General features: G+C 72.4%; 9 protein-coding genes and 1 pseudogene. 4 read left to right on the forward strand and 6 right to left on the reverse strand.

The features are described 5' to 3' along the window. Positions 1 to 35: 35 nt before the first annotated feature. Positions 36 to 1,613 (reverse strand): MFS transporter, encoded by a 1,578-nt coding sequence (locus OIU81_RS21500; RefSeq protein ID WP_329150302.1) that lies wholly within the window; start codon positions 1,611 to 1,613, stop codon positions 36 to 38. A 349-nt stretch (positions 1,614 to 1,962) separates the two neighbouring features. Here OIU81_RS21500 and OIU81_RS21505 point away from each other — a divergent pair, with 349 nt between their 5' ends. From OIU81_RS21505 to OIU81_RS21520, 4 genes and pseudogenes are all read left to right on the forward strand, one after another. Continuing rightward, positions 1,963 to 2,496, forward strand: coding sequence for an AMP-binding protein (locus OIU81_RS21505; RefSeq protein ID WP_329150303.1), 534 nt, complete (start codon positions 1,963 to 1,965; stop codon positions 2,494 to 2,496). Positions 2,497 to 3,647: 1,151 nt separating this feature from the next. After that, positions 3,648 to 4,199 (forward strand): annotated as a pseudogene (locus OIU81_RS42380) (MFS transporter); the annotation flags it as partial. Between the two features lie 435 nt (positions 4,200 to 4,634). Further along, positions 4,635 to 5,204, forward strand: coding sequence for a MepB family protein (locus OIU81_RS21515; protein WP_329150304.1), 570 nt, complete (start codon positions 4,635 to 4,637; stop codon positions 5,202 to 5,204). A 159-nt stretch (positions 5,205 to 5,363) separates the two neighbouring features. After that, positions 5,364 to 5,612 carry a hypothetical protein gene (locus OIU81_RS21520; RefSeq protein ID WP_329150305.1) on the forward strand — a complete coding sequence of 83 codons (249 nt, stop codon included), beginning with the start codon at positions 5,364 to 5,366 and terminating at the stop codon, positions 5,610 to 5,612. Between the two features lie 41 nt (positions 5,613 to 5,653). On the opposite strand, the gene mscL is transcribed toward OIU81_RS21520, so the two are convergent. The 5 genes from mscL to OIU81_RS21545 form a co-directional block, all read right to left on the reverse strand. Then, on the reverse strand, positions 5,654 to 6,151 hold the full coding sequence (gene mscL / locus OIU81_RS21525) for a large conductance mechanosensitive channel protein MscL (RefSeq protein ID WP_329150307.1): 498 nt from the start codon (positions 6,149 to 6,151) through the stop codon (positions 5,654 to 5,656). Between the two features lie 754 nt (positions 6,152 to 6,905). Beyond that, positions 6,906 to 7,739 (reverse strand): S-methyl-5'-thioadenosine phosphorylase, encoded by an 834-nt coding sequence (locus tag OIU81_RS21530; protein WP_329150309.1) that lies wholly within the window; start codon positions 7,737 to 7,739, stop codon positions 6,906 to 6,908. Between the two features lie 115 nt (positions 7,740 to 7,854). Beyond that, positions 7,855 to 8,205 (reverse strand): FmdB family zinc ribbon protein, encoded by a 351-nt coding sequence (locus OIU81_RS21535; protein WP_329150311.1) that lies wholly within the window; start codon positions 8,203 to 8,205, stop codon positions 7,855 to 7,857. Positions 8,206 to 8,319: 114 nt separating this feature from the next. After that, positions 8,320 to 9,621 carry an MFS transporter gene (locus OIU81_RS21540; protein ID WP_329150313.1) on the reverse strand — a complete coding sequence of 434 codons (1,302 nt, stop codon included), beginning with the start codon at positions 9,619 to 9,621 and terminating at the stop codon, positions 8,320 to 8,322. A gap of 307 nt (positions 9,622 to 9,928) precedes the next feature. After that, positions 9,929 to 11,446, reverse strand: coding sequence for a potassium/proton antiporter (locus OIU81_RS21545; protein WP_329155269.1), 1,518 nt, complete (start codon positions 11,444 to 11,446; stop codon positions 9,929 to 9,931). Positions 11,447 to 11,483 lie beyond the last annotated feature (37 nt).

Genomic DNA, 11,483 nt, shown 5'->3' on the forward strand with positions numbered 1-11,483 from the left:
CGGGCGGTAGGGCTTCAGCCGGTCCGGCCCGGGCGTTATCCGTTTCCGGTCCGTGCGCCCGGCGTTGGGGGCTGTGTGTCAGCCGGTCCGGTTTGTGCTGCGGGGGCTCCCGGCCTGGGCTCGTCGGGGGCAGGGTCTGCCCGGTGGGTGCTCCGGTCCTTGTCGCCCTCGCCGAACCGGCCCTTGTGCAGCCGGTGAAGCGGCAGCATGAGGACGAGGACGAGGATGAGGACGAGGACGGCGGCGGCGCCCAGGCAGGCGGCAGCGGGGAGTGCCAGGGCGAGGCGGGCACCGGCGCCCGCACCTGCACCTGCACCGGTGAGGCCGCCCGGCCCGTTACCGGCGACGCTCCCCGTCCCGTCCTCACCGGTGACGGCACCCGCCCCGGCGCCGGTGACGGCGAGCCAGATCCCCGCCGTGGCGGTCAGCACCGCCTTCGTCACCCCGGACGCCTCGCCCGCCCGCTCGCGGCGGACGACCGCCTGTGTGCCGGTGAGCGCCAGCCCGCCGGCCACGCCCAGGGCCACCGCGGCCCCCGTCGACGCCATCAACAGCGTGGGGGCGCCCGTACCGTGCGCGGCCCACCCCAGCGCGGCCGCGGCTGCGGTGAGGCAGCCGGCCATCACCGGCACGGCGGCCGTGGGCCGCACCCGGCCGGCTACCGGGCCGCCCATCGCCAGCGCGGCGGCCGGTGCAAGAAACGCCACCCCCGCGTCCCGCACCGACCACCCCTCGTCCTGCTGGAGCACCCACGGCACCACGTACAACAGCGCCACGGTCGCGGAGTTGGCGAGCGCGCCGCCCGCGGTCAGCGCCACGTACGGGCGGTTACGGAACAGCGCAAGGTCCACCAGCGGCGCGGCGGAGCGCCGCTCGGCCCGTAGGAACAGTGCACCGAGCACCGCCGCACCCATCGCCCAGCCCCAGGCCACCGGATGCCCCAGCCAGCGGACGAGGCAGACCAGCGCGCCCGTGGCGGCGGCCGCACCCGCGGTGTCGAAGGGCTGCCGGGCCCCCGGTTCACGGGACTCCGCCGCCCGGCGGGCGCACAGCACGGCGCCCAGGGCAAGCGGCACGGTCAGCCAGAAGACGGCCCGCCAGGAGACGTACCGGGCGAGCACACCGCCGATGAACGGGCCGCCCACGGTCGCCAGTCCGGCCAGCCCCAGTGCCCGGCCCGTCGCCCGGCGCCCGTGTTCCGGCGGACAGGCATGGGTCAGCAGCGCGAGTCCGGCGGGCATGAGCAGCGCACCACCCGCACCCTGCAGTACCCGCGCCGCCACCAGCACCGGCAGCGATGGTGCGAGCGCGCACAGCACGGCGGCGACCCCGAAGAGCGCCGCACCGAACGTCAGCATCCGGCGCCGCCCGTAGAGATCACCGAGGCGGCCGGCCACCGGCATCAGGGAGCCGGTGGCGAGCAGATAGCCGCTGACGATCCAGGGGGTGGCGGACGCGGACCCGTGTAGCTCGTCGCGGACGACGGGCAGCGCCGGATTCAGTGCGAAGGCGTCCAGTTGGACGCAGCAGGCGCCGGTGGTGAGGGCGGCCAACGCCCAACGGGCCGACCGGTCCAGGCGCGGGCGTTGTCCGGACGGGGGCATGACGGGCATCGAGCCGCCTCTCATCTGCCCTCCCGCAGACGCGGGAGGGAATCGGAAGAAGAAACAGAAGGTGATGAGAGGGGATGGAGTGGACCGGAGAGGGGCAGGAATGCCGGGACGAACCACGCGCACGGCCGGAGGAATCCGGAGCTGTGCGCCGCAGGAATCTGCGGGCCGGGTGCCGGAGGGTTCGTGGCGAGGCGCCGGAGGAGTCGGCGGAGTCGGCGGAGAAAGCCGGGAAGGCCCGGCGCGCTGTGCTGCCGCGTGGGTGCGGGAAGGGGCGGGCGCGGGCCCCGTACAACGGACGTTCAGCGATCGTTGATCGACGATCTCCAGGCTGGTCCGCATGTTGCGCCGTGTGACTTCAGAGCATGCAGATGACGCCAGGGAAAGGCAAGAGCCGCAGGCGTCGCGGATCGCCCTCACCTGGAACGGAGAGCCCGGACGCCGTGAGGAGCTGACGCACGGCATGCTCCTGGACCAGGCGGACCGGGCCGCGGCCGCGCTCACCCGGCTCGGGGTACGGGCCGGCGACCGGGTCGCGGTGCATCTGCCGCTGGTCCCCGAATCCGTGATCGCCACGCTCGCCTGCGGGCGGTTGGACGCGATACGCACCACGCTGCCGGTCTCGCTGACGGTGCCCGAACTGGCCGCGAGGACCCAGGAGTCCTCGGCCCGGGTGCTGATCACGGCCGATGCGGCGTTCTGGGACGGGGCCGTACGTCCGGTGAAGGCGCTGCTGGACCATGCGCTGGCACGGGGTGCGGCCGCGGGCGGTTTGCGGGACCGGAAGGTGCTGGTGGTGAACCGGTGCTCGCGCCCGGTCTCCTGGAAGCCGGGCCGCGACCTGTGGTGGCACGAGGCCCTGGGCATGCCGGCCGTTCTCCGCTGACGAAGGGCGCACGGGCGGGCTTGTTGCGGGTGGCGCGGTGGCCCGGGGGGCGTGGCCCGGGGCCGAGGGGGGCTGGGGCCGAGGGGTACGGGGGAGGGGTACGGGGGCGGGGGCCGGGGCCGAGGGGCACGGGGGAGGGGACGGGGCGGGTCTGGCGACCGTGGCCGGGGGAGGCTCGGGGAGGGGGCCCGAGCCTCCCTCGCTGATGGCCCTGGCTCATGGCCCCGCCCCGCCCCCCGCCCCCACCCACCCCACCCCACTCGGCCCTCGGCCCTGGCCCTGGCCTTCCGAGGAGGCGCGCGGATTTCGCCCGTCTACCGGACGGCCTCACCCACCTGAGGCCACAAAACAGGACCGTTGCCCCATGGCCCCCTAGCGTGGTCTCCGTGCCACAGCCATCAGACGCCCCAGCAGCCCCGGGAGCGGATCCCGGGCACATAGCGGAGCCGCCCCGGCCCAGGTCCCCGGCGGTCCGTGCGACGCTGGTGGGCTCGATCGCCGCGCTCCTGCTGAGCGCCGCCATCGTCCTGGGCAGCCGCATGCTGCGGGACTTCGACTCCGCGCTGCTTCCCTACGCCGTGGCCACCGTCTTCCTCGCCTTCGGCATCGCCTACCGCTGCACCGCCCGTCGCAGCGATCCGCCCGCCCGCAGTCTCCACCGACCAGACCACCGCACCCTCCGCACTGTCTTCCCCAAGGACACGCTCCTCAGGGAAGACACCCCCAGGGGCGAGATCTCCAGGGAAGACACCTCCAGGGAAGACATCCCCAGCACTACCAGGGCGGACATCTCCACCAGCCGCATCCTCTCGGGGCACATATCCACGGCCGACATCTCAACTGCAGACGCCTCAACTGCAGACGCCTCACCTGCGGACGCTTCACGTGTGGACATCTCACCTGCGGACAGCTCACCTCCGGACCTCTTCGGGCAAAGCAGCGCCAGGGGAGGGGCCGCCAGGGGAGGGGCCGCCAGGGGAGGGGCCGCCAGAGGAGGGGCCGCCAGGGCCGGCGGCTCCAGGGCCGGCGGCTCCCAGGAGGGCCTCCGCGGTGAGAGCCTCCGCCGGACAACCACCGAGCCCACCGGAGAGACGACCGCCGATCCCGCTCCCGGCCCCAATCCCGCTCTTGCTCACCTCCCCGGCTCCAGCTTCCAGAGATTCGTCGGCGTCCACTCAGTCGTCCGCTGGGTCGCTCATCAACTCCTCCTCTGGGGTTGCCTTCTGGCTGTGCTCATCACCGTCCCGCTTGTCTGGGGGTGGTTCACCTTCACCGCGGCAACTGGACCCGGGCTCGGTTATGACATGCGTATCTGGGGATTCAGGGTCATCGGTTTCGACTCCTCCGATGTCATCGGCTGGATTGTCTTCCACGGGCTCGACCTCGCCGCCCTGCTCGTTATCGCGGGTGCGGGTTACTTCCTGTGGCGGCGCCTGCGGGACCGTTCGGCCACGCCGGGAGGCCGCGTTGCCTATGACCTGGTTCCGTTGCTCGCTCTCCTCGTCATCTCCGTCACCGGACTTCTGCTGACGTTCTCGGCGCTCTTTCTGCACGGCGGCGGCTATCGGTTGCTCTCGCTGCTGCACATGGTGTCCGTGGTATTCACCCTCGTTTACCTCCCGTTCGGGAAGTTCTTCCCTCCCGTGCGGCGGTCCGGCGTGACCGGCGGGAAGCCGTTCGCCGCCGCCGCCCGGCAGGACGAATAGCCCTCTCCCCAGTGCCGTGGCGAACTCCTCGGCTTCGCCCCGTACCTCGCGCATTCCCCGACCGGAAAGGCCGCTGCCCCATGGCTCGTCATGACGACGCACCTTCCCGCCATTCGCTTCCCGGCTCCGACCGGAACCGGCCCCACAAACGCAGCCATGCCACACAGGGCCCGCCGACCCGGCCCCACGACGGCGATCGCCCACACCCCATCCCCACCCACGACAAGGGCCGCTGAGCCGAACGGCATCCGCGGTACCGCCCGACATCGCCCGGTACCAGCCCCGGATGGTTCCCTGCAGTAGCCAGTAGCCAGCGGCCCGGCCGCTCGCCAGACAGCTACCTGGCCACTACCCGGACGGTTCCCGCCCCCGCATCCCAGCCACCGGTATCCCGCCGACAGGTGCGGCGGCCGGCGATGGCAGGATGCCGGAATGGCGACATATTCCGGGGGACCGTCGGACCACGGCCCCGCACCTACCGCACCATGGCCGGACGGGGAATCGCTGCACGGCGAACTGCTGGCGGCGAAGGCATCGGTGTATGACCCGTGCGGATTCGTCTGCTCGCGGCCGGTGCCCGAGGCCGAGAGTGCCGAGTATGCGGCGCATGAATTCACTCTCGACGGCTTGTCCGTCAGGTTCCGGGTGGGCAAAACCACTCCGACGAAGGTCGGACAGTTCGTCACGGTGTGGAAGCGGCGCCCCGGCGGGCCGATTCAGCCCTTCGATTCCACGGACCCGGTCGATCTCTTCGTGATCAGCACTCGCGACGACGGGCGGTTCGGGCACTTCGTCTTTCCGCGGGAGGCGCTCTGCGAGCGGGGCATCGTTTCCCGTAACGGCTCCGGTGGAAAGCGCGCTTTCCGTCTCTATCCGCCGTGGGTGGAGACGACCAGCCGCCAGGCCCGGAGCACGCAGGCGTGGCAGGTGAAGCACTTTCTGCCGATTCCCGAGGACGGTTCCGTCGATACGGCCCGTGCGTGGGAGCTGTATCACCCGTGAGCGCCGGCCCCGGCCGGGAGCGGCCAGGCACATCCTGCCGGCCCGCCTGCCGGCCCCGGGTGCGCTGAGTGCGGCCTCGCCCGCGGGCACCCTCCGCCGAGGGGATCGCGGGCGGCCCGCGCCGGTCGGGAGCTCCCGGCCCGGCCGTACCCTGGAGGGGTGAGCAGCACCCCCGACCATGAGCCGGCCACCGAGTCCCAGGACGCCTCCGGCGCCGAACAGGCCGCCGCACCCGCGCCCGCCGCGCGTCCGGCCCGCAAGCCCGCGGCGCGGCTGATCTTCGACGATCCGCTGACCCAGCAGTCCTCGGACGACACCGACCGCGGCTGGGGCGAGCGCCCCACCGGCGGGGACGGCGCCGCCGACCTCGCCCGCTTCCTCGACGAAAAGCCGCCCCACCACCTCTGAGCGAGGCGACGGGGCGGCATCGGCCGGCCGTTCGGCGCCTGCTACTCGTGCGTCTTCTGGGTGCCGATGGTGCCCGAGGACATCGACGTCCCGCCGGTGCGCTGCGCGATGAGCGCATCGCGGATCTCCGTCAGCAGCTCGATCTCGGTCGGGCCCAACGGGGCGTCCTCCACCGGCTTCCTGAACATCTGGCGCTCCTTCCACTTGTTGATCGGAAGGATCATGAGGAAGTAGACGACCGCGGCGGTGATCACGAACGTCAGGGCGGCGCTGAGTACGGAGCCCCACAGGATGTAGATGCCGTCGCTGAAGGCACCCGTCTTGGGATCCTTGGCGCAGGTCGCGGTCAGGCAGGACTGGTAATGATCGAGGTTCTGCGATCCGAGCGCACCCACGAGGGGGTTGATGATCCCCTTCACCACCGCGTTGACGATGTTCGTGAAGGCCGCACCGACGACCACCGCGACCGCGAGTTCGATGACGTTGCCGCGCATCAGGAATTCCTTGAATCCCTGCAGGACGCCCTTGCTCTCGCTCACCAGACAGCCTCATTCCTTGCTCATTACACACGGTGCACCAACACTCAGCACCGCAACTTACGTCAGGGCAGGGCGGAGGTGTCCAGTCCTGCCGCGCCGGCCGGTGACCGGCGACCGCGTCGGCGCGGATCCGGCGGAGGGTCTCGCTCCTGCCGTCCCGGTGGGCGGATGCCGCCCCACCGGTGCGGTGGGCGTGCCCACAGGGGCAGGCAGCAGCTGCCCTGCCACTCGCAGAAGTGTCACGTGACCCGGGGGCCGAAGCCACTCGATCTTGGAGCATGATCACCGCCCTCCCACGGCCGCCGCCGAAGGACAGCCGGCGGCGGGAGCGGCTCGTACGGCGCCGTACGACGCGCCGCCGGCCAGTAACGCCGCGGCCGTCGCCAGGCCGGCGGCCAGCACGCGCCGCCGCGCGGTCCGGCCCAGCCGGGCCCGGCCGCCGCCGGCCCGCACCGGCGGGAAGTGCGGCACCTCACACGGCGGGGGAGCGGGAAGCGGAGGAGAGAGGAGCCCGGGGTCGGCCAGGGGCGGCGAAGGGAGTCCCGGGTCGGTCAGGGGAGGGGAGAGGAGTCCGGGCCCGGTCAGGGGAGGGGAAGCGGACGGGGTACGGGGCATCTGGGCACCGCCTGTGGTGAGGGGTTCGGAGAACCGGCGATCACCACCGTGCCGGAGTCCGCGCCGGCCCGCTCCAGGCTGTGTACGACCCCGCCCCTGTGGACAACTCGGCCACCCCGAAGGGTGAGGCCGCGCGGGATCACGGCAGCTGGATGCCCAGATCCCAGCCCGCGTGGGCGTCGGTGCACAGGCAGCTGCGGGCGGCGTTGTCGGGGAGGGCGGCGACCGCGTCGAAGAGGACCTCGCGCAGCCGGTCGACGTTCTGCGCGAAGACCCGGAACACCTCCTCGTGGGAGACGCCATGGCCGGTCTCGGTCCCCGCGTCCAGGTCGGTGACCAGCGTCAACGACGTGTAACACAGGCTCAGTTCGCGGGCCAGTACGGCCTCGGGGTGCCCGGTCATACCCACCACCGACCAGCCCTGCGCGGCGTGCCAGCGCGATTCGGCGCGGGTCGAGAAGCGGGGGCCCTCGACGACGACGAGGGTGCCGCCGTCCACCGGCTCCCAGTCCCGGCCACGGGCCGCCGCGAGGGCGGCCTCCCGCCCGGCGGGGCAGTACGGGTCGGCGAAGGTCAGATGGACGACATTGGGGGTGCTGCCGTCCGGCAGGGTCTCCCCGTCGAAGTAGGTCTGGGTCCGGGCCTTGGTGCGGTCCACGAGCTGGTCGGGCACCAGCAGCGTGCCGGGGCCGTACTCGGGGCGCAGCCCGCCGACCGCGCACGGGCCGAGGACCTGGCGCACGCCGAGCGAGCGCAGCGCCCACATGTTGGCCCGGTAGTTGATGCGGTGCGGCGGGAGATGGTGGCCGCGGCCGTGCCGGGGCAGGAACGCCACCTGGCGGCCGGCGATCTTCCCCAGGAAGACCGAGTCGCTGGGGGCCCCATAGGGGGTGTCCACCGCGACCTCGGACACGTCGTCGAGGAACGAGTAGAACCCCGAGCCGCCGATTACACCAATCTCCGCGTCAGCCATGCCGGTCACACTATCGGGGCGCGGCGGCGTGGGGCAGGAGAGTGACGCGGACGAAAGCAAGCCGTAAGACAACGGGCCCCGCCGTCGGTGACGGCGGGGCCCGGAACGCTGTGGGTCAGGCGGCGGAGCTGCTGCCCGAGCTGCTGCCGGACGACGACGAGGCGGCGGCCGGAGCGGCGGCCTTGCTGTCGGAGCTGCCGGACGAAGAACTCGAGGAGCCCGAGGAGTCCGAGGAGGACGAAGCACCGGACGCGGCCGCGGTCTTCGCGGGGCTGCTGCTGGACGACGAGCCGCGGCTGTCGTTGCGGTAGAAGCCGGAGCCCTTGAAGACGATGCCGACCGCGGAGAACACCTTCTTGAGGCGTCCATTGCAGCTGGGGCACTCCGTGAGCGCGTCGTCGCTGAACTTCTGCACCGCCTCGAGGCCCTCGCCGCACTCGGTGCACTGGTACTGGTAGGTCGGCACTGTGTCTTCCTCCTGGCACTCTCACTCGATGAGTGCTAACGACGCTCCATCTTGCAGTATTCCCGGCCATCAGTCCACCGTGACCGGCCCAACGGTGACCGACTCCACGTCGGCTCAGGCGCGCGCCAGCTCCCGCTCGCGGTCCTCCACGCCGGCAGGAGCCGGGGCCGGAAGGCGCGCGGCGGCCACTTCGGCGCTCGCCGCCGAGCCGCGGGGCAGCAGGTGGGCGCGGAGCGCCAGCAGCACGGTGAAGGCCAGCGCCGTACCGGCCAGCGGCACCAGGAATCCGGTGCTCGGCCCGAAGCCGTCCGCGAGCTGACCGGCCGAGGTGGCCGCGGCCGCCTGGCCCAGCGCCACCGCGCCGGTCAGCCAGGTGAAGGCCTCGGTCCGGGCGGCGGCCGGCACCAGCGTCTCCACGAGGGTGTAGCCGGTGATCAGGGCCGGGGCGATGCACAGGCCGACGACCAGGCCGACGGCGCCGAGCAGCGGCACCGCGGTCACCGTCCACAGCGGGGTGGTGGCCAGCGCCAGCAGCCCGTAGGCGACCAGCAGCCGGCGCCGCGGGCCGATCTTCCAGGCGATCGCGCCGCAGGCGATCCCGGCGAGCATGTTGCCGCCCGCGAAGATCCCGTAGAGCACGCCGTTGATGCCGGGCTGCCCGATGTGCTGGGTGAACGCGGTCAGCGAGACCTGCATCCCGCCGAAGACGGCGCCGATGCCGAGGAACGCCACGATCAGGACGCGCACGCCGGGCACCGACAGCGCCGAGACGCGCGGCCGCTCGCCCGCCCCGGGCCGGTGCACCGCCGGCTGGCTGCGCTTCTGCGCGGCGAACAGCAGCCCGCCGGCCAGCGTCAGCACGGCCTCGGCGATCAGTCCGGCCGCCGGGTGGATGCCGGTGCACAGCGCGGTCGCCAGCACCGGGCCGACCACGAAGGTGAACTCGTCGGTCACCGACTCGAAGGCGGCGGCGGTCGGCATCAGCGGGCCGGCGCCGAGCCGGGCCGCCCAGCGGGCCCGCACCATGGGGCCGACCTGCGGCGTCGAGGCGCCCGTGGGGACGGCCACCGCGAGCAGCGCCCACAGCGGGGCGTGTGCCAGGGCGAGGGTGATCAGCGCGGCGACGCCGGCGGCATGCACCAGTACGCCGGGGAGCAGCACCGCGCGCTGGCCGAAGCGGTCGGCGAGCTTGCCGCTCTGCGGGGCGAACAGTGCCATCGCGACGCCGGTGGTCGCGGACACCGCGCCCGCGGTGCCGTACGAGCCGGTGGTGGACTGGACGAGCAGCACGATGCCGATCGTCAGCATGGCGAAGGGCTGCCGGGCCAGAAAGCCGGGCAGCAGGAATGTCCATGCACCAGGGGTGCGCAGGAGTGTTCCGTAACCGGAGCGGGAGTCCTTGACCGCGGATGCCACGGCCGGGCCTTTCTGCCGCCTGGTAGCGCGCCGCCCGCGAGGTCGTCACGGATACGCGCCGAGAGCTGTCCTCTCGCGCAGGACCGAGTGATACCGCGTGGTCCGCACCGGAGAGGTGGCTGCGTGGGGCAGAGGACCGCGGCCGCCGAGCGGTCGCGCCAGCTCTGCATCAGGCAGAGTTGGTTCGTCGATGTTGCGTCTTCATACTACAGGCCGCAGCGCGGGAAACCCTGGGACAGGACAGGGCTTCCCAGGTATTTCCTCCGAATCCATGGAGATATGCGGCACACTCCCGGTCCGCCGGTGTTCAGTGCGGGCCGGGCCGCCGTCCCGGGGAGCCGTGGATGCCCAGCCAGCCGGCCAGCTTGCCGCCCTGGGAGACCGCCTGCAGCCGCCGCTCGGCCGCGTCGCGCACCGGGTCGGTGGCCACCACCAGCAGCTCGTCGCCGCGGCGCAGCACCGTCGTGGGCGCGGGGACGAAGCTGGTGCCGTCCCGAACGACGAGGGTGACGGCGGCGCCCGAGGGCATCCGCAGTTCGCCGACCTCGACGCCGTGCATACGGGAGGCCGGGCCGATGGTGGTCGACAGCAGATGGCCGCGCAGCCGCTCCAGCGGCGCCGACTCGATGCCCAGGTCGGCGGCCTCCTCGCCGTCGCCCAGCCGCAGCCGCCGGGCGAGCCAGGGCAGCGTCGGCCCCTGGACGAAGGTGTAGATGACGACCAGCACGAAGACGATGTTGAAGACCCGTTCGCTGCCGGGCACCTCGGTCACCATCGGGATGGTGGCCAGCACAATCGGGACCGCGCCGCGCAGCCCGGCCCAGGACAGCAGGGTCTTCTCCTGCCACGGCATCCGCCACGGCAGCAGCGCCACGAACACGGACACCGGCCGGGCCACGATGGTCAGGATCATGCCGATCAGCAGCGCGGGCACGATGTCGTCGAGCAGGTTGTGCGGGGTCACCAGCAGACCGAGCAGGACGAACATGCCGATCTGGCCGATCCAGCCGAGGCCCTCGGCGAAGCCGCGGGTGGCGGGGGAGTGCGGCAGCTTGGCGTTGCCGAGGATCACCGCGGCCAGATAGACGGCGAGGAAACCGGACCCGTGCGCCAGCGCACCGGCCGCGTAGGCGGAGACCGCGATGGCCATGACGGCGATGGGGTACAGACCGGACGCGGGCAGCGCCACATGCCGCATGGCGTACGCGCCGAGCCAGCCGATGGCCAGGCCGATGGCGGCGCCGATCGCCAGCTCCAGGGCGATCTTGCCGAGCAGGAGATACCAGTGCTCGATCGGCCCCGCGGTGGAGAAGGCGACGACGAGGATGACCACCGGGGCGTCGTTGAAGCCGGATTCGGCCTCCAGGATGCCGGTCAGCCGGGCCGGCAGCGGCACGCTGCGCAGCACGGAGAAGACGGCGGCGGCGTCGGTGGAGGAGACCACGGCGCCGATCAGCAGCGCCTGGCGCCAGTCGAGTCCGGCGAGATAGTGCGCTCCGGCCGCGGTGACCCCCACGCTCAGCGCGACGCCGACCGTCGACAGGGACGCCGCCCGTGGCAGCGCCGGCTTGATCTCTTTCCACTTGGTGCCCAGGCCGCCCTCGGCGAGGATCACGACCAGCGCGGCATAGCCGAGGAGTTGGGTCAGCTCGGCGTTGTCGAAGATGACGCCGCCGGGGCCGTCCTGCCCTATCGCGACACCTATCCCCAGATAGATGAGCAGGCTCGGCAGCCCGCTGCGCGAGGAGACCCGTACCGCGGCGACCGCGATGAGCAGTACGAGTGAGCAGATCAGCAGGAGTTCGTTGAGGTGATCGACAGACAGGAGCTGATCCTTCCTCGCACGGGCTACCGGGAACGGT

It is taken from the genome of Streptomyces sp. NBC_01454, from assembly GCF_036227565.1.
GTDB lineage: Bacteria > Actinomycetota > Actinomycetes > Streptomycetales > Streptomycetaceae > Streptomyces.